The organism is Providencia xihuensis (assembly GCF_041953405.1).
GTDB classification, from domain to species: domain Bacteria; phylum Pseudomonadota; class Gammaproteobacteria; order Enterobacterales; family Enterobacteriaceae; genus Providencia; species Providencia vermicola.
In genome coordinates, this window is the sequence record NZ_CP169565.1 from 3,746,677 (window position 1) to 3,765,975 (window position 19,299).

A 19,299-nucleotide genomic window follows, 5' to 3' on the forward strand; every position below is an offset into this window, starting at 1 on the left:
TTTATCTTTGCTGCTGATTTTTACCGCTAAAAAGGTCAAAAAACAATTAAAACAATGATAAATGTGTCAATCAAGATGACTGACTATTATCTACGTTAGCTATTGTGCTTAAACGCTGCCCTGCGGGTTCGATTAAAGCGCGTTTCACTCATTTGATGCTGTGTTGAGAGGCTCTTGCCTAGTTCACTAGGCGGCGAATCTCTCGCCTTGCCTAAAATGGCTTTAATTCGAATAAAAATTGACCATCAAAGATAAACAGCCCCTAGGGGAAAATCCTAAAAAGCATCCCTTCCATTGATAGCCCGCGTAAAGCGGCGTACTATTCGCCTGTTAGTCATACTCTGACCCGTATTATCGCGGCTGCTGAACCCCGATAAATAATGAGGAAGATATGGATAATACTCGAAATAGAGCATGGCGCAGAGCCCAAGCTCGTACCAATAAATCACGTGATCAACTGAACGCTCGCCTCGTCGACTGTTATGCGCCAGAAAAAAACTGGAAACAGATGTATGGGCGCAGTGAAAAAATGATCCGCGCAGCCCAACTTGGCATGGCCTATCCGCAAGTAAGCAGCGCCAAGCTTGTGCGTAATAGCCTTGATGAGATACAAGAAGATTAATGAATATTTTATTCATTTGCAGTAAAAATCAATGGCGTAGCCCAACCGCTGAACAGATCTGGCGCAATCATGCAAGCTGGGTCACCCGTTCAGCGGGAACCAGCCGCCACGCCAAACGCCCCGTTAATGCCGATTTAATCCGTTGGGCTGATGTCATTTTTGTGATGGAACAAAAACACAAAAACCGCCTTAAAGCTGATTTTTCGCGCCTACTTGAACACAAGCCCCTCCATGTTCTGGATATTCCTGATGATTATCAGTATATGGCTCCTGAACTGATAGCCTTACTGGAAGATGCAGTCCCTCACATCCTTAACCAAACTGCTGTTTAATTGCCTCAAGCAAGGTGGGAAACGTCGTGTAGCCTTCTCTATCCAGAAAATGCCCTGCATTCTCTTCTAAGATAACCTGTGTTTTTAATGCCTCCGCCAGCACTTTTGATGAGGATGGTGAGACAATTTCATCATTGGTCGATATGATTGAAATTCGCTTATCAGCCAGATCAGTTAATGTTGCATAGCCGAGTGGGCTCAAAGTGTGACTACGCAGCTCAGGTAGCGTCTGTTGCTCTTCATCAAAACCAGACACTAAGACATACCCCTTAACCGCTTGATTCTTATTTTGTAAAAAACGCAATGCGGTAACACAACCAAGGCTATGGCCAATCAACACAGACTCTTTATCAATGTCAAAAGGAAGCTGTTGCAAGCGCTGCTGCCATTTTACTGGATCAGGGGATAAAGAATCTGGCATGTCTGGCACATCAACTTGCGCACCAAGCGCTTCAAGCTGGCTTTTTAACCATGGGAACCAATTTTTTTCGGGGGATGCTGTATAGCCATGGATAATAACGAATTTTTGATTTATTAATGGCCGTAACATCGAAGTGAAGTTGCTCATCTTAGAATTCCTATCAACTCAGTCATCTTGCTTAGACTTTACCATGAGTGATTGGAAAATCAGTTAGCACTTTTTGTTATATCTAAAGCAAAAACAAATTCGTCTTCCCACATGTCTTGTGCATCATTCATCACATCAATAATATCGGAAAATTCGATGCGTTGTTCTGCACTCATGTGGCTAAAAATAATTGTCACGGGAAGCTCAATGCCTGCAGAAACCATGTCCCACAAAGCATCGAGGTTATGACCAAACCAATCTGGAAGCGAAAATTGCTGAGCAAATTGCTGATAAAAATCATTCAGTGTGTTTATCTGGCGAAAATCAAAGCTCACCTGTTTGCTCATCGCGATGCTTCCTTTAATTAACTTGTTTAAAGCTCTTATAATGGTCGTGGGTAACAAAAATCATCCCATCTGAAGAGTATAGCAAACGATCGGCCCCGCGGTGCCCACAACGGTAGTTGATATCCGCTTCAAACCATTGGCGATTATCTGCGATAGGCAATGATTTTTCGCGATTCGAAAAACGATCCCCCCCAATTGCCCGCCCAGGTAAGACATCGCAAAGATTGCCTTTTTTGGCATCCCAACCCGCTTGTCTCGCCTCTTTTTTCGTTAAATAAAATGCAGGAAGTTTTTGATATTTCTGCATATAACTAACGACATTCTGTTGATCAGTCAGTTGGTCAATAGTTTTAGGAAGGGCATTTTCTCGGGCGATTGTTTGTTCTGGAATCGCTGGTTTGTCTGCTTGTGGTTTATCTTGAACATCACCGCCACGAAAGTATAGGCTCAGTACAATCAAAACGGCCATCAACACCAGTGATATAACTCTTTTATTCATTTATTACCTTCATAATGACAATAACGGCAACCCATACTGGCGCAAAGGCTGCCGTTTAACCCGCTATAACGTGGGATATCGCGAAATTATGCAGTACCACCCACCGTCATTTTGTCTAATTTCAGGGTTGGCTGACCGACGCCCACTGGCACACTTTGGCCTTCTTTACCACAAACGCCGACACCTTTGTCTAGTGCGAGGTCATTACCTACCATGGAAATTTGCTGCATCGCCTCAACACCAGAGCCAATCAGTGTAGCCCCTTTCACTGGCGATGTGATTTTCCCATTTTCAATTAAGTAGGCTTCAGAGGTTGAAAACACAAATTTACCCGAGGTGATGTCAACCTGACCGCCGCCAAAATTCGGTGCGTAAATGCCTTTGTCGACGCTAGCAATGATTTCTTCTGGCGTTGAAGAACCTGCCAGCATGTAAGTGTTCGTCATGCGCGGCATTGGCAGATGCGCATAAGATTCACGACGTGCATTACCTGTTGGGGAAACGCCCATCAGGCGTGCATTCAGTTTATCTTGAATATAGTTACGTAAAATACCATTTTCTATTAGGACGTTATATTGCCCTGGTACCCCTTCATCATCGATAGCAAGAGAACCACGACGACCCGCAATCGTGCCATCATCCACCACAGTACACAGTGGCGAAGCCACTTGCTCCCCCATTTGCCCGGAAAATACGGATGTCCCACGACGGTTAAAGTCACCTTCAAGGCCATGGCCAACCGCTTCGTGTAACAGTACACCTGGCCAACCCGCTCCCAGTACCACAGGCATCATTCCAGCAGGTGCTGCAACGGCAGATAAATTCACCAACGCCATACGTACCGCTTCACGGGCATATTGCTCTGCCACAATTTGGCCTTGATGTAATTCTAAGAAATATTCATAACCATAACGGCCACCACCGCCACTGGCACCACGTTCACGCTTGCCGTCATGTTCGACTAATACACTGACCGAAAGGCGCACTAATGGGCGAATATCTGCCGCCAATGTACCATCAGTTGCGGCAACCAGTACTTGCTCGTAAACACCTGTTAAACTCGCATTCACTTCGATAACACGCGGGTCTTCAGCACGGGCGACTTGGTCAACACGGTGCAATAAATCAATTTTTTGTTCACGCGACAGGCTCTGTAATGGATCAACTACGGAGTACAGTTTTTTGTATTCAACATTGCTTAAAACGCGTGATTTACCAGAGCCTTGTTCGTTCACAATGCTTCGTGCTGCGGTAGCGCTTTGCATCAGCGCTTGCAGTGAAATTTGGTCTGCATAAGCAAACCCTGTTTTTTCCCCGCTTACCGCTCTTACACCAACACCTTGGTCAATATTGTAAGAGCCATCTTTAATGATCCTATCTTCAAGTACCCAAGACTCATGGAAACTTGATTGAAAAAACAGATCCGCATAATCCAGATGGCGCTCAGATAATACCCCTAAAATGTCATACAGATTTTCTTGCCCAAGGCGGTTGGCGGCCAGCAAATGTTCGCTGACAGAAGCTAAACTCATATTCGTTACTCTTTGGTTGCGTCTTTTTTAATCAGAGAGGTCAGTTGCGGTCTGAAGCGGTTATGTTTAACGACTCGAATTTGCTCACGCATGACACTCAAACTGTCTGTTTTAATATTCAATACCGTCGATGCCACTGCATCCACGTTCTTTTTCATCACTTTACCCCAACCATCAACGGCAAGGCTATGACCCCACGTGCGGCGGGTTCCATGCACACCCACTTGAGCAGGTGCCAAAATATAACATTGGTTTTCAATCGCACGAGCGCGCAATAATGGCTCCCAGTGTGCTTGACCGGTATAACGGGTAAATGCGGCTGGAACAGAAATAATCTCCGCACCTTGTTCGCGCAGCGCTTGGAACAAGCCTGGGAAACGTAAGTCATAACAAATCGTCATCCCTAACCGACCCACAGGGGTATCCACCACCGTAATATGTTCTCCGCGTTGATAAATCACAGACTCATTATAGTTCCCTTGCTCATCTTCAATATTCACATCAAACATATGAATTTTATCGTAGCGAGCTTTGATATTGCCTTCGGAATCAAATAATAAGCTGCTGCTTGTAATACGTTCGAGATCTTCACGGCTGACCATCGGCATAGACCCAACGAGGATCCACACATTATACCGTTTCGCCATGCTGCTGATAGCGTCTTGCAGCGGGCCTTTTCCTTGGACCTCAGCTTGTTTACGGTAAGTCGCGGCGTCCGCAAAGAGCAATGCATTTTCAGGTGTCAAAACTAACTGAACAGTCTCTGGCAACTGTTTGATTTGCTGCTCGATTTGCGCCAAATTGTGCTTAGTATTATTTCCGCTACATAACTGCAAAAGTGCAACGTTACCATTTTTCATTACTCTTGAGTCTCCTTTAGTTGACGTAATACTTCATCAATTTTTGGCTCGTCCAAGCTACCTGTTACACGATAACGGATAACAGAAACTTTGCTCCATAATGGACCGAGCACTTTCGTCGCCGCGAATACCGCAGCGCCTGCAAATGGGTTGACCACAAATGCGGTTGCTACCCCTACTGTAGCAGAAATTTCAGGAGTAATGACCGCTTCTAAGTTAATTTGACGTTTAACAAGGTCAACCTCACCATTTAAAGCAATATCCGCGACCAAGCCATCCACAACTGTGTTTTTTGATGTCATTACGCCATTGTGAAGGGTTGCATCCCCTTTAATCGAGTCAAAATCGAAATCGTTGTTAAACGTATCGCGAAAATCGAACTGTAACTTCCGTAATAAGGCGTCGAAGCTGACTAAGCGCAGGATCTGCCCTGCACGCCCACCGCCCATCTTCGCTATCGCCCCTTTACCCAGTTTTGCCGAGAGCTTACCGTTTAATGAGGCAATGTCTGGTGACCACGGCAAATTACCCCAGTCTAAATTAAATTCAATCGTATAAGGGGACTCAATAATTGGCACTAACATACCGAAATAAGCCGCCGTTTCATCGAAAGCTTCTCCCGTTAAGGAGCCCGCCACTTCGGTTTTATTGCCATCACCGCTGTGCCAAATAGCATCCAATTTTAGCTGCATTGCACTATTGTTTAGCACACCACCAGTGAGTTGCAACGCATTGCCTTGCGGAATGATATTCGCGCTAAACTCACCCAGTTTTTGCCCCGCTAGCCAGCACTCTTTACAAGCCACATTCAGTTGGGGCCAGTGGCTAAAATCAAAGCGCTCGGAACCCGTTGTACTTTCCGCGATTGAACTTGGGTTGTAATACAGGTAATCAATCTCGACTTTCCAAGGCTGTTTGGCATAAATTTGCAGCGAACCTTTTAGATTTTCACTATCTACGCTAACAACTTGGTCATCCCGTTGTAAATCATACGAAAAGTTTAAATCTTTCCAATACTGTCCACCAAGGTAAATAGAAGCCAGTTTGACCTCCAGTACTTCAGGAAGGCGAATATTAACGCCACCTTGACGGCTGTTTGATGAAACTAACAGCCCAGCGAGTTTGTCCCAGTCCATGGCCTTAACAGGGGGAAGAGAGACAACAATCGCCGTATTTTTCGGTAATTCAGGTGCTTGGTTTTGCCATGGGGCAATGTGAGCTTTGACTAGCCTTAACGGCTTATCATTCAAGTTCCACACTGTATTAAAGCCAAGACGTTTGCCGATATCACCACCAATGGTCAATTGCTCAGTATCGCCTTTTGCTTGAACATTAATTTGCCCTAATTCTGCCAGTAACTGGCTATTTAGCGCAGGTAATTGGCTTTGTAGCTGCTTCAAGCCAGCAGTGACATCAATTTGCAAATTCACTTTTTCTTTTGCTGAGTCAGGTAAATTTATCGTGACATGACCTTTCCAATCACTGGTACCAGACACTTTCTGTTTAATTTCTTCAGGGAGCATCGCCAATTTATTCAGCGCCCAATTCCCCGCGATGTTCACATCAACCTGATAATCTTTCGAGCCCATCAACGTTGTAAAATCAACAGAAATAGGTTGCCCAAACCACTGTCCCTGTAGCTTATCACCAATCAAGTCGCCATTATTAAAGCTAAAACTGCCTGTTAGTGACGAAATAGTGCTATCAATCGGCTGAATGAATAAATCATTTTTATTAAGGTTAACCTTCCCTTTTGCGACAACATCTTTCCCCCCAGTTAATGGGATAGACAAACTGAGCTGTCCATTCACGATGCCACCAATTTGTAACTCTTCCAAGGTATCACCTATGGAATGTTTCATCGGTGTGTGCACAAAATATTGCTGAATTTGCTTTCCTGTGCCACTAATATCCGCATCGATATACAACATTTCGTCGGTGTAATCACGGATAATCGCATCAAGGTTGGTTGCGGTTGCATCTGCCAGTTTGACCGTTGGCGCATGCATATACAGACCTGCACGGCGAAAATCTAAATCCATGTCCAAGTTGAGTAACGCTGGCCATTCGCTGTCATACTCGAAAGTGGCATCTCTCAGCGGCACATACACTTGGAATTGACCGTCATTATGGTCATATGGGAAATTGGCAGGGTCGCCTTTATACACCAATGTGGCGTTGTCGACCTTACCTGCAATAATTGCTTTTGTCAGGTAGTCAGCAACATCTTGCCCCATTAATTTTTGAGGGAAATAGCGCCATGCATCTCCTGCATCATCCAGTCGAATGCCCGATAGAATGGCTAAATCGGCATAATTGCCTTTTTTGGCTTTGGCATAACGAAATTCGCCGTTTGCCCACAGCGATGTGGCTTGTACATCTAAGGCAGGGCTCCAAAGCTTAAATTCACTGTCGTTATCTACCCAATACAGCTGCCCTTTTGCAGTGGAAATCGTAAAAGGCGCTTTAAATTCATCACGGTAATCGACTTCGCTGTCTTGCAGGTTGAAAGAGAGCCCACCACTTTGCATTCCCCCTATCAATACACCAGAGAAATGATCCACAGAAGGAAGCGCCTTCCATTTTTTCCAGCTAACATCCTGCCAATCTAAGCTAACTTGCAAAGATTCAGGCCTATTTTGCGTCGCATCCAGCGCAAATTCGCTCACGATCCCTGTTGGTTGTCGGTGTTGCCAATCTTGCACCATGTCTGGTGTGAGAAATGAAAACGTTGGTAGGACTTCACTTAGACGCTCAAGCTCAATATTCTTTGCTCGAACACGCCAATGGTCGTTATCTTGATATTTTTTCGATGCAGGTAAATACAGCACCGACACACTACCTTGCGGCCAAATGAATTCATTGGTTTTTAATGTATCAAGCTCAGGAATATTAAATAACCAACCATCTCCCTGCCTTTTCATTCGTAGCAGTAAATCATTCACTTGCAAATTCTGAGCTAACTCTCCCGTCCCCCAGTTAGCTTCCCCTTGACGCAGTTGAATCAAGCCACTTTCAATACGGTTATCTTTTAAACTGATCCAAGAAGATAGGCTAAAGTTCGCATCACGTAATGATGTGTTATCTCGTAACCAGCGACTTAACCAAGGCTGCATATCAATATTGTCGGCTTGAAGATAAAAAATGCCATCACTCAATGCACCATTTTTATCTGATACATCCAGTTTAACTTGCAGATACCCATGCTGTTTATTAATGGTTTCAAGGCTGACAAAGCCTTGAGCGCGGTGACGTTCATTTTCATTCAGCCAAGAAAGTTCTGGCAGAATTAACGTGGTCTTTTGCTCTGAAGGCGTTAAGAAGGTCAATTGACTGTCTTTTAGGGTAAAATGGTCAAATTGACGTAAAAATAGCTCTTCAACGCCATCTAATGACTCACCTTCGGGGGAGCCTTCAAAAGAAAAGGGAATTTTGTAATCGACATTGAGTTGGTAGAATGTCAGGTCGCGAAAGCGCCAGCGCAGGGAAAAAAGCGAGTTCCAAATATCCAGTTCGAGGTGGATTTGCTTGGCACTTACATCCGTTGTTTCATTTTGCAACGTGGTATCAGATAACGTAAGAATAGGGCCAAAATAACGCCATGCCCCTTCAATCTTACCTATTTTTACCGAAACATCGGCCTTTTTTTCGATATAAGCAATAAGATCGGGGCGATAACTATCAATATTCGGTAAAAGGAAACGCAGCCCTGTCAGCACCAGCGCGCACAGCAATAAAATAACCGCAGTGGTCACCAGTACTACACGTGGCAGTCGTTTCACTTATTTCTCCTTTAAGCAAACAGGCTACATCATCACAACATCAAAGCGTTCTTGGCTGTATAACGGCTCAGTCTGAACTTTCACTTGCTTCCCAACGAAGATTTCTACTTCAGCTAGTGCGTGTGATTCATCCCCTTTGAGCACATCCACCACAGCTTGTGATGCATAGACTAAGAAGCGATCAGCATCGATCGTGCGGTGAACTCTCACAATTTCACGTAAAATTTCATAACATACCGTTTCCACTGATTTCACCGTACCACGGCCTTGGCAAGTTGGGCAATCATCACACAATACGTGTTCAAGGCTTTCTCTTGTCCGCTTACGGGTCATTTCCACTAAGCCAAGTTGCGAGAAACCGTTGATCGTCGTTTTAACTTTATCTTTGCTTAACGCTTGTTCCAGCGATGCTAATACACGACGGCGGTGCTCAGCATCAGTCATATCAATAAAGTCGATGATGATAATCCCGCCTAAATTGCGTAAGCGTAACTGACGTGCAATCGCTTGAGTCGCTTCAATATTGGTATTGAAAATGGTTTCTTCTAGATTACGATGGCCAACAAATGCCCCCGTATTGATGTCGATGGTGGTCATGGCTTCAGTTTGATCGATGATCAGGTAACCACCTGATTTCAACTCAACTTTTCTGTCCATCGCCCGTTGAATTTCATTTTCAACATCAAATAAATCGAAAATCGGCTGGTTACCTTGGTATAACTCCAGCTTTGCCGTCATTTCTGGCACATACTCTTCGATAAATTCTTGTAATTGAGTATAGGTCAAACGGGAGTCAACGCGAATTCTATCGAGATGAGCGCCTGCAAAATCACGGATAATACGAAAAGCGAGCGCTAATTCACCGTAAATCTTTGTTCGGGTAACATTGCGTTTTTTCCGCTCAATAACTTTTGCCCAAAGACGTTTTAAGAAAGCGGCATCTTGTTTGACTTCATCTTCCCCCACACCTTCCGCTGCAGTACGAATAATAAAGCCACCATTTTCATCACAATATTGGGCAACACATTGCTTTAAGCGTTCTCTTTCTTCTTCACTTTCAATGCGTTGAGAAACCCCCACATGAGAAGCTCCTGGCATGAAAACTAAATAGCGTGAAGGCAGAGTAATGTCTGTCGTCAGCCTCGCCCCTTTGGTTCCTAACGGGTCTTTTACCACTTGTACAATCAGGTCTTGGCCCTGTTTAACCAGTTCGGCAATATCCCTGACGTGAAAGTTTTTTTGCTCATCACCCGCAATGCATTCGGTGTGCGGCATGATATCGGATGCATGCAAAAAGGCGGCTTTCTCCAGACCAATATCAACAAAGGCCGCCTGCATTCCGGGTAAAACGCGGCTCACGCGGCCTTTGTAAATATTCCCTACAAGTCCTCTTTTTGCTTCTCGCTCAACATGTATTTCTTGTAAAATCCCACCATCAATATAAGCTACGCGCGTTTCAGATGGTGTAATGTTCACTAGTAGTTCCGCTGTCATGACTTCCCCTTACCATCACCTAACGCTAAAAATCGTTGAATTAATTCATTTGTTTCGACCAAAGGTAAACCCACTACACCGTGGTAACTGCCATTAATTTTACGAATAAAACGACCACCAAGGCCTTGGATTGCATAGGCCCCCGCTTTATCCATAGGCTCACCTGACTGTATATAATCCTGTATTTCAAGTAAAGATAACCCGCTGAATGTCACATCTGTCACAATCAACTCGTGTAATGTCTGTTGGCGATCGGAAATTGCTATCGCTGTCATCACTTGGTGAGTTTTACCCGATAACGCGCTGAGCATCTCTTGAGCGTGCTGGTCATCCCTTGGTTTTTCAAGGATTTTCCCATCCAGAACCACAATCGTATCCGCCCCTAAGACAGGCTTATCTTCTGGTGCAATGGCAACACCTGCTAAGGATTTATCACACGCTAGTCGCTGTACATAACCTTCTGGCGTCTCACCCGGTTGCCACTGTTCCTCTACCTCTGGACGTAAAATTTCAAAAGAATAGTCAAGATATTGCACCAATTCGCGTCGGCGGGGTGAACCTGATGCCAAATAGATTAAATTCATAAAAAATATTTTCCGTCAGATACGACAGTTAAAGCCCTTAACACACTGAAAACTGTCGACGAATTTTTCGTAAAAGCAAAAACAGCCATGGCCACAGGATACCATTGACGAGACTATTCCAGAATACTTGCGGATGGAATAATACCTGAGATGATAAAAACTCAGCCCAAAATACCGCCAGATCTTGGATAATGGTCAACAACATAATGACGAGCGCTTGCTGCCATAGCGCCATATTGCGTAATAATTGATGTTTATAGGCGACGAGATAACAAATAATACTGAAGGAAAGCGCGTGAACGCCCAGAGCAGAGCCTTGAATGGAGTCAACAATAATACCTAAAATAAAGCTGGTGCCAACGCTCACGCGGTGTGGCAACGCCATCACCCAATACGCTAAAATCAACAGCAACCATGATGGCCGATAAAAATTAAGCTGTTCTGGCCACGGCATGACTTGCAAAATCAGAGCAATAATAAAGGACAGCCAGATAATAGCACGTCCATTACCACGGTATTCATCCATTTAATTCATTCCTCCTACCCATAACCATAATAATATTTCCTTTACCTATGGTTGCGGTGCCATTGATGGTGGCAATGGTGGCCCTTGAATTTCACTTGGATTCGGTAAAACTTGCGGGAGCACTTTCATTAAGCGTTCATTTGCTGCACGGTACACTTCTGATGGCTGTAACGGCGTTTTCGGGTCACTATCATTACCCCATAAAAGCAGAAGATAACGTAAACGTTGTAGCTCAGCGCTTGGTCTGGCGCTAATGATAGTATATGCACGTTGTGTATCATGTTTCACCGCAGAGACTACCCCAACGGGGTAACCTTCAGGGAAACGCCCACCTAGGCCAGAGGTAACGAGCACATCCCCAACACGGATATCGGTGTTTTCAGGTAATGGCTCAAGCTGTAAATCATCCGCACACCCTGAACCCGCGGCAATGACACGCACATCATTGCGCAGAACCTGTACTGGAAGAGCATGTGTGGTATCGCAGATTAATAATACGCGGCTATTAAAGTTACTCACTCCCACCACTTGGCCGACAACGCCTTTATCACTAATAACGGGCTGACCTTCATAAACGCCTTCATTACTGCCTTTATCAATCACCACTTGATCACGATAAGGCGTGTTCGCACCTGAAATAACTTGCGTCACCATCATGTGTTCATCTTGGCGTAATGGCGAACCGAGAAGCTCCCTTAAGCGCGCATTTTCCTGCTTAAGTTGTTCCAGTAATAGGTTATCGGCTTTTTTCAGTAGCAGCTCTTGGCGCAATGCTTTGTTTTCAAATTGCAGCTGTTCCCGTGAAGAGAAACTTTCTGAGATATTGTCTAGGAACTGACGTGGGCCATTAGCCAAAAAATAGAATGGGCTGACCGCCGTGTCTAAGTAGTTACGGACTTTATTGAAGGGCTCGAATCGATGGTCAATCACCACCAGCACAAGTGCAATAATTACCGCAAAAAAAATGCGTAACTGTAGGGATGGACCTCGCCTAAAAATGGGCTTCATGTGTGGCTAAGTTTCGCTAATGTCAGAGGATCAAAAATAGTCAAAGCAGCTAGGCACCAACCTAACTGCTTATAGTTGGCCATTTAGTCTTCGCTAAACAGGTCACCACCGTGCATATCAATCATTTCTAACGCTTTACCGCCACCACGGGCGACACAGGTTAGAGGATCTTCTGCAACGATAACTGGAATACCAGTCTCTTCCATTAATAAGCGATCTAAATTACGAAGAAGTGCACCACCGCCCGTTAAGACCATTCCGCGCTCTGAAATATCAGACGCTAATTCAGGTGGACACTGTTCCAGTGCAAGCATAACCGCGCTAACAATCCCCGTTAACGGCTCTTGTAATGCTTCTAAGATTTCATTGGAATTCATTTTGAAACCACGTGGAACCCCTTCAGCAAGGTTACGACCACGGACTTCAATTTCAAACACTTCATCAGTTGGGAATGCAGAGCCAATACCGTGTTTAATACGCTCAGCCGTTGCTTCACCAATCAGTGAACCATAATTACGACGAACATAGTTAATAATGGATTCATCAAAACGGTCACCACCGATACGAACAGAGGATGAATACACCACACCATTTAATGAGATAACAGCGACTTCCGTAGTACCACCACCGATATCAACCACCATTGAACCTGTTGCTTCAGATACAGGAAGACCCGCACCGATAGCCGCAGCCATAGGCTCTTCAATTAAGAAGACTTCACGCGCACCAGCACTTAAGGCGGATTCGCGAATGGCTTTACGTTCAACTTGAGTTGCACCGACAGGTACACAGACCAACACGCGAGGGCTTGGACGCAAAAAGCTGTTGCTATGAACTTGTTTAATGAAGTGTTGTAACATTTTTTCAGTCAAGAAAAAGTCAGCAATAACGCCGTCTTTCATTGGTCTGATTGCAGAAATATTACCTGGTGTACGTCCCAGCATCTGTTTGGCTTCACCACCGACTGCGGCCACACTTTTCGGCGAACCTGCACGGTCTTGACGGATAGCGACTACAGAGGGTTCATTTAATTTTACGCCCTGTCCTTTGACATAAATGAGGGTATTGGCCGTACCCAAGTCAATAGACAAGTCATTAGAAAACATGCCACGAAATTTTTTAAACATAACGAAAGAGTTATCCTGCAAGCTGGGGACGAATATAAACCCGTCTACTCTACCAACCACTTGAAGCGGCCTCAAGACGTTAATGAGCTGCTTCTATAAATATGGTCAATTCATCTATTTTTCACGTACCGTACTGTACATGCTTCTTATCGAAACGAAGCAGATAAAAACCTCAAAAATAGATATTAATTTCACTTTTCCCATCACCAGATAGAATTACGTAAAAATAACCCCTACTCTTTGGCTGTTATATACTCCATTATTTGTATTCCCAGTGTGACAAGTAATTGTGACTACAAGTTCAAATAATATTTATATCTTTTTATTATTGCTACGCACTGGTTATTTTCACTACAAATCAGATGAATTTCACGAGTGTTCGCTCTATTATCTACCAAAAATGAGGCAAATTTGTATTAGTACGCAAAATGAATTCGTCGTGATGCGTTATTTTGCATGATAAAAGCCTATTTATGCCAGAAAAAAATAAATTTTTACAAAATAATTACATTACTAATAGCTTAAGAACCGTTATTACGTCAATGAAATACCTTTAAATTTTCGGCATTTTAAATGACATATTTAATCATTTCACTAGGAGTGAACGATGAAAGCTCTCGTCCTAAACAAATCCGATGAAAAAATCACCGCTAATATCCAATCTCTGACAACAGAAATGCTACCTGCCGGGGACATTATAGTCGATATTCACTGGTCCACACTAAATTATAAAGATGCGCTCGCCATTAATGGGAAAGCGGGTGTAGTAAGACAATACCCGATGGTGCCTGGTATCGATTTTTCTGGCGTCATTCACCACAGTGAAGACCCTCGTTTTCAAGTTGGGCAGCATGTTTTATTGACAGGTTGGGGGGTCGGTGAAACCCATTGGGGGGGCTTAGCCTCACAAGCCCGTGTTCCTGCAAATTATTTAACCCCCCTTCCTGAGCAACTCTCTTTAAAACAGGCGATGATTATTGGCACTGCGGGTTTTACCGCTATGCTGTGTGTCCAGGCTCTAGAAGATGCAGGCATTACGCCAGATAAAGGCGAAATCGTTGTCAGTGGGGCAAGTGGTGGTGTCGGCAGCACCGCGGTTCAACTGTTATCTTTATTAGGCTATGACGTGGTCGCCATTTCTGGACGTGAAGAAAATAACGCTTATTTGCAGACGCTAGGCGCAAAACGCGTTTTACCGCGCAGTGATTTTACACATCCCGCAAAACCACTCGATAAACAGCTTTGGGCAGGGGCTATCGATACCGTTGGTGGTGAATTGCTGGCTAACTTGCTGGCACAAACCCATTATAATGGTGCCATTGCAGCTTGTGGCTTGGCTGGTGGTTTTAACTTACCGACCAGTGTGATGCCTTTCATTTTACGTAATGTGCGCCTACAAGGAGTCGATTCAGTCTATTTTCCTGCGGCAAAACGCGCGAAAGTCTGGGAACGCCTTGCACGATTGCTGCCAGCTGCTTTCTATGAGCAAGTATGCTCTGAAATCAAATTGGAAGAAGCTGCAGAATATGCAAAAAAACTCTTAAAAAATGAAGTGACTGGACGTACTCTAGTCAATCTTTGCGAAAAATAACCGAATACGTGCGGCTCTCTGGCAAAAATACGGATTACCGCACATTTCACAAAATAAATTCGGGTAATTTCTCTGATAAGACCAGTATTTTGCTGCTATATGCCACGAAATAATTATAATAGCGTCCTTTGTCGGTAGAAATTCCATTTATTTTTATGATAAAAGATGACAAACGCTCAACATCGCGTTATGTTGTCGGACTATTGATATATCGTCGGAGTTAGCAGCATAATGGCAGAAGATATTCACATTTTACTCTTGAACGGGCCAAACCTAAACCTGCTAGGTACACGGGAGCCAGATAAATATGGCAACCAGACTCTTGCTGATATCGTCGCAAAATTGGACGTTGAAGCAGGCCAGTTAGGTGTAAAATTGAGTCATTTTCAATCAAATGCAGAGCATGAACTGATCGATAGAATTCATGCAGCACGCCATGATGTTGATTTTATTCTCATCAATCCGGCTGCATTCACACATACTAGCGTAGCTCTACGTGATGCGTTATTGGCGGTGTGTCTCCCGTTTATCGAGATCCACCTGTCTAATGTGCATGCGAGAGAACCATTTCGCCAACATTCTTATTTCTCCGACCAAGCTGTCGGTGTAATTTGTGGTCTAGGTGCTGATGGCTACCGTTTTGCTTTACAGGCAGCGGTTAACCGCGTGCGCCTAATTAATTCAATCCAAATATAAGAGTACGGAATCATATCCATGGATATTCGTAAAATTAAAAAGTTGATCGAGCTGGTCGAAGAGTCTGGCATTTCTGAACTGGAAATTTCTGAAGGTGAAGAGTCAGTACGTATCAGCCGTGTCGCTCCTGCTTCTCAAGTTATGGCTGCACCTCAACAATTTTACTCAGCACCTGTTGCACAACAACCTGCGCTGGCAAATGCTGTTGCACCATCTGAAGCAATGGCAACACCAGCTGCTCCTGCAACCGTTGCAGGGCATCAAGTTCGCTCACCAATGGTAGGAACGTTCTACCGTGCGCCAAGCCCAGAAGCGAAAGCATTCGTTGAAATTGGCCAAACTGTGAGTGTTGGTGACCCACTTTGCATCGTTGAAGCGATGAAAATGATGAACCAAATCGAAGCAGACAAAGCAGGCGTTGTTAAAGCCATTCTGTTGCAAAACGGTGATGCAGTAGAATTTGACGAGCCATTAGTTGTCATCGAATAACGAGGCGTCTCCATGCTGGAAAAAATTGTCATCGCAAACCGCGGGGAAATCGCACTACGTATTTTGCGTGCCTGTAAAGAATTAGGCATCAAAGCTGTAGCGGTTCACTCCACGGCTGATAGCGATCTAAAACACGTGTTGCTGGCTGATGAAACTATCTGTATTGGCCCAGCAGCCTCTGCAAAAAGCTACTTAAATATCCCTGCGATTATCTCCGCAGCAGAAATTTCAGGCGCACAAGCGATTCACCCAGGATATGGTTTCTTGGCTGAAAACGCTGATTTCGCAGAACAAGTTGAAAACTCGGGCTTTATTTTTATCGGTCCCAAAGCTGAAACCATCCGCCTAATGGGTGACAAGGTTTCTGCGATTAACGCGATGAAAAAAGCAGGAGTTCCGTGCGTGCCAGGTTCTGATGGCCCACTAGGTAATGACACCGAAAAAAATAAAACCATCGCAAAACGCATCGGTTTCCCTGTGATCATCAAAGCATCTGGTGGTGGTGGTGGTCGTGGTATGCGTGTGGTTCGCAACGAAAAAGATTTGGAATCTTCCATCAATCTGACGCGTGCTGAAGCGAAAGCCGCTTTCAATAATGATATGGTTTACATGGAGAAATACCTTGAAAACCCACGTCATATTGAAATTCAAGTTATGGCTGATGGCCAAGGCAATGCGGTTTATTTAGCAGAACGTGACTGTTCAATGCAACGTCGCCACCAAAAAGTGGTTGAAGAAGCACCTGCACCAGGGATCACCCCTGAAATTCGCCGTAGCATCGGTGAACGCTGTGCAAATGCCTGTATTGAAATCGGTTACCGTGGTGCAGGTACCTTTGAATTCCTGTTCGAAAACGGTGAATTCTACTTTATCGAAATGAATACCCGTATTCAGGTTGAGCACCCAGTGACTGAAATGATCACGGGCGTTGACTTAATCAAAGAGCAATTACGTATTGCTTCGGGTTTACCATTATCAGTGAAACAGGAAGATATTGTGGTTCACGGTCATGCGGTTGAGTGTCGTATCAACGCAGAAGATCCGAAAACCTTTATTCCTAGCCCAGGTAAAATCACACGCTTCCACTCTCCAGGTGGCTTCGGTGTACGCTGGGAATCTCATATCTACGCAGGCTATACAGTGCCTCCGTACTATGACTCAATGATTGGTAAACTGATCACCTATGGTGAAACCCGTGAAATTGCTATTTCTCGTATGAAAAATGCATTGAATGAGTTAATCGTTGATGGCATCAAAACCAACATCGAACTGCACCAAATGATCATGAACGATGAAAACTTCCAAAAAGGTGGAACTAACATCCACTATTTAGAGAAAAAACTGGGCATTTCTGAGTAATTTTGAAATTGTCTGTTTGACTCATCGTCAATTAATGCCGCAAAGCCCTGCTTCGCGGCATTTTTTTGCATTAAATACCTTTTCTCGCACTTTTATTCTGCCTTTTCTTACACTCTACCTGCGGATTATCGTACAATCCCTGATTATTTTTCTGTGAGTGAGGAGGAATAACGGATGGATAAACGTTTTCTTCAATCCAATAAGGAAGCGCGTTGGTCTCTCTATTTGACCATCGCATACATGATAGGCTGGATAATTAGTGCCTATCTACCCGACAATACGCGTGGTATCACTGGTCTACCGTTATGGTTTGAGTGGTCATGCATTATTGTCCCCGTCATTTTTATTTTGCTCTGCATTATGATGGTCAAAATCATTTTTAAAGATATTCCTCTGGAGGAGAAGGATGCAGATTGAAGTTCTTCTACCTTTAATTGGTTATCTAGCACTAGTTTTCCTGTTATCCGTCTACGCCTATAGAAAACGGACGAAAGGGGAATTCCTCAATGAGTACTTTTTAGGTAACCGTTCCATGGGCGGCTTTGTCCTAGCCATGACCATTACAGCAACCTATATTAGCGCAAGCTCATTTATTGGTGGGCCTGGTGCAGCGTATAAATATGGTCTGGGCTGGGTGCTCCTTGCTATGATCCAACTCCCTGCTATTTGGTTATCTCTCGGAGTATTAGGGAAAAAATTCGCTATCTTGGCGCGTCGCTATAATGCAGTGACTCTAAACGATATGCTGTACGCTCGCTACCAAAGTCGATTTTTAGTCTGGTTCGCCAGTGTTAGCCTGTTGATTGCCTTCTTTGGGGCAATGACTGTACAGTTTATTGGCGGGGCAAGACTACTCGAAACCGCCGCAGGTATTCCCTACACATATGGGTTAATTATCTTCGGTGTCTCCATCGCGCTATATACCGCGATTGGCGGGTTTCGGGCGAGTGTATTAAACGATGCCTTACAAGGGCTCGTCATGCTGCTTGGCACGGTGATTTTACTTGTTGCCATCATTTATCATGCAGGGGGCCTCCCTGCTGCAATTGAAAAAATACAGTCTATTGATCCGAAATTAGTCTCCCCAGCAGGGGGCGATGATATTCTAAGTGGGCCGTTCTTAGCATCATTCTGGATTTTGGTTTGCTTTGGTGTTATCGGCTTACCACACACTGCGGTACGCTGTATTTCATACAAAGACAGTAAAGCCGTTCACCGTGGTATTATTTTGGGCACTATCGTGATGGCGGTATTGATGTTTGGAATGCACTTTGCGGGCGCATTAGGTAGAGCAATCATACCTGACCTCACTATCCCTGACCAAGTCATTCCAACCTTGATGGTACAAGTACTACCGCCTTTTGCCGCAGGGATTTTCTTAGCAGCGCCTATGGCGGCAATTATGTCCACCATTAATGCCCAATTACTGCAATCTTCAGCAACTATCGTCAAAGATATTTACCTGAACGCAGCACCAGAACAAATAAGAAATGAGAAGAAGCTCGCACGGATCTCCAGCTTTTCTACTCTGATCTTGGGCGCATTACTCCTCATTGCTGCGTGGAACCCACCACAAATGATCATTTGGCTAAACCTGTTAGCCTTCGGTGGGTTAGAAGCCGTTTTCTTATGGCCACTGGTACTTGGACTGTATTGGGAGAAAGCCAACGGAACGGGCGCGGTTAGTGGCATGGTTGTCGGAGGAGTAAGCTATGCAATCTTAGCAAGCTTCAAAATCGAAATCATGGATTTCCACGCCATCGTACCATCACTGATTTTTAGCCTAATTGCGTTTCTTGTCGGTAATCTTTTTGGCAAAAATCCAGTACAATTGACGACAAATTAATTTAGAGACCTGTTTTTGACATTGTCTCGTCATATGA

Annotated in this window: 19 protein-coding genes; 8 read left to right on the plus strand and 11 right to left on the minus strand. The window is 44.4% G+C overall.

Going from position 1 to position 19,299, the window contains the following annotated elements; all coding sequences use genetic code 11:
* The first annotated feature begins 391 nt into the window (after window positions 1-391).
* Together ACE2AL_RS16995 and ACE2AL_RS17000 are read left to right on the plus strand one after the other, a co-directional pair.
* Window positions 392-622: a hypothetical protein gene (locus tag ACE2AL_RS16995; protein ID WP_206083540.1), complete on the plus strand. Its 231-nt coding sequence runs from the start codon at window positions 392-394 to the stop codon at window positions 620-622.
* Complete coding sequence (locus ACE2AL_RS17000) at window positions 622-954, plus strand: low molecular weight protein tyrosine phosphatase family protein (protein WP_206083539.1); 333 nt, start codon at window positions 622-624, stop codon at window positions 952-954. Before ACE2AL_RS16995 ends, ACE2AL_RS17000 begins: the two co-directional genes overlap by 1 nt.
* Here the strand turns inward: ACE2AL_RS17000 and ACE2AL_RS17005 are convergent.
* The 11 genes from ACE2AL_RS17005 to ACE2AL_RS17055 all read right to left on the minus strand — a co-directional run bounded on the left by ACE2AL_RS17005 (window position 935) and on the right by ACE2AL_RS17055 (window position 13,281).
* The gene (locus tag ACE2AL_RS17005) at window positions 935-1,522 is read right to left on the minus strand and encodes an alpha/beta hydrolase (RefSeq protein WP_272539228.1); all 588 of its coding nucleotides are present in this window, start codon (window positions 1,520-1,522) and stop codon (window positions 935-937) included. The genes ACE2AL_RS17000 and ACE2AL_RS17005 overlap by 20 nt on opposite strands.
* Window positions 1,523-1,581: 59 nt before the next feature.
* Window positions 1,582-1,869, minus strand: a complete 288-nt coding sequence (locus ACE2AL_RS17010; RefSeq protein WP_047757384.1) for a barstar family protein — start codon at window positions 1,867-1,869, stop codon at window positions 1,582-1,584.
* A gap of 13 nt (window positions 1,870-1,882) precedes the next feature.
* Complete coding sequence (locus tag ACE2AL_RS17015; RefSeq protein WP_206083537.1) at window positions 1,883-2,368, minus strand: ribonuclease domain-containing protein; 486 nt, start codon at window positions 2,366-2,368, stop codon at window positions 1,883-1,885.
* Window positions 2,369-2,454: 86 nt separating this feature from the next.
* Entirely contained in the window at window positions 2,455-3,900 is a 1,446-nt protein-coding gene (gene tldD / locus ACE2AL_RS17020) for a metalloprotease TldD (RefSeq protein WP_206083536.1), read from the minus strand.
* Window positions 3,901-3,905: 5 nt separating this feature from the next.
* Complete coding sequence (gene nit1, locus ACE2AL_RS17025; RefSeq protein WP_375083711.1) at window positions 3,906-4,760, minus strand: deaminated glutathione amidase; 855 nt, start codon at window positions 4,758-4,760, stop codon at window positions 3,906-3,908.
* Window positions 4,760-8,542 (minus strand): AsmA2 domain-containing protein YhdP, encoded by a 3,783-nt coding sequence (gene yhdP, locus ACE2AL_RS17030; protein WP_375083712.1) that lies wholly within the window; start codon window positions 8,540-8,542, stop codon window positions 4,760-4,762. Before yhdP ends, nit1 begins: the two co-directional genes overlap by 1 nt.
* Window positions 8,543-8,566: 24 nt before the next feature.
* Window positions 8,567-10,036, minus strand: a complete 1,470-nt coding sequence (gene rng, locus ACE2AL_RS17035) for a ribonuclease G (protein WP_206083533.1) — start codon at window positions 10,034-10,036, stop codon at window positions 8,567-8,569.
* Window positions 10,033-10,620 carry a nucleoside triphosphate pyrophosphatase gene (locus ACE2AL_RS17040; protein ID WP_206083532.1) on the minus strand — a complete coding sequence of 196 codons (588 nt, stop codon included), beginning with the start codon at window positions 10,618-10,620 and terminating at the stop codon, window positions 10,033-10,035. Before ACE2AL_RS17040 ends, rng begins: the two co-directional genes overlap by 4 nt.
* Before the next feature lie 37 nt (window positions 10,621-10,657).
* Window positions 10,658-11,146, minus strand: coding sequence for a rod shape-determining protein MreD (mreD, locus tag ACE2AL_RS17045; RefSeq protein WP_206083531.1), 489 nt, complete (start codon window positions 11,144-11,146; stop codon window positions 10,658-10,660).
* A 45-nt stretch (window positions 11,147-11,191) separates the two neighbouring features.
* A complete protein-coding gene (gene mreC / locus ACE2AL_RS17050) occupies window positions 11,192-12,154 on the minus strand; it encodes a rod shape-determining protein MreC (protein ID WP_206083530.1) in 963 nt (320 codons plus the stop codon).
* Window positions 12,155-12,237: 83 nt separating this feature from the next.
* Window positions 12,238-13,281: a rod shape-determining protein gene (locus tag ACE2AL_RS17055; protein ID WP_047756254.1), complete on the minus strand. Its 1,044-nt coding sequence runs from the start codon at window positions 13,279-13,281 to the stop codon at window positions 12,238-12,240.
* A gap of 607 nt (window positions 13,282-13,888) precedes the next feature.
* On the opposite strand from ACE2AL_RS17055, the gene ACE2AL_RS17060 reads away from it, so the two are divergent.
* From ACE2AL_RS17060 to panF, 6 genes are all read left to right on the plus strand, one after another.
* Window positions 13,889-14,872, plus strand: a complete 984-nt coding sequence (locus ACE2AL_RS17060) for an oxidoreductase (RefSeq protein ID WP_272539226.1) — start codon at window positions 13,889-13,891, stop codon at window positions 14,870-14,872.
* 231 nt (window positions 14,873-15,103) lie between these two features.
* On the plus strand, window positions 15,104-15,568 hold the full coding sequence (gene aroQ / locus ACE2AL_RS17065; RefSeq protein ID WP_272539225.1) for a type II 3-dehydroquinate dehydratase: 465 nt from the start codon (window positions 15,104-15,106) through the stop codon (window positions 15,566-15,568).
* 18 nt (window positions 15,569-15,586) lie between these two features.
* Window positions 15,587-16,057, plus strand: a complete 471-nt coding sequence (gene accB / locus ACE2AL_RS17070; protein WP_206083527.1) for an acetyl-CoA carboxylase biotin carboxyl carrier protein — start codon at window positions 15,587-15,589, stop codon at window positions 16,055-16,057.
* Window positions 16,058-16,069: 12 nt separating this feature from the next.
* Entirely contained in the window at window positions 16,070-17,416 is a 1,347-nt protein-coding gene (gene accC / locus ACE2AL_RS17075) for an acetyl-CoA carboxylase biotin carboxylase subunit (protein ID WP_206083526.1), read from the plus strand.
* Between the two features lie 174 nt (window positions 17,417-17,590).
* Window positions 17,591-17,833 carry a YhdT family protein gene (locus tag ACE2AL_RS17080; RefSeq protein ID WP_206083525.1) on the plus strand — a complete coding sequence of 81 codons (243 nt, stop codon included), beginning with the start codon at window positions 17,591-17,593 and terminating at the stop codon, window positions 17,831-17,833.
* Complete coding sequence (panF, locus tag ACE2AL_RS17085) at window positions 17,823-19,262, plus strand: sodium/pantothenate symporter (RefSeq protein WP_206083524.1); 1,440 nt, start codon at window positions 17,823-17,825, stop codon at window positions 19,260-19,262. Before ACE2AL_RS17080 ends, panF begins: the two co-directional genes overlap by 11 nt.
* Window positions 19,263-19,299: the final 37 nt, after the last annotated feature.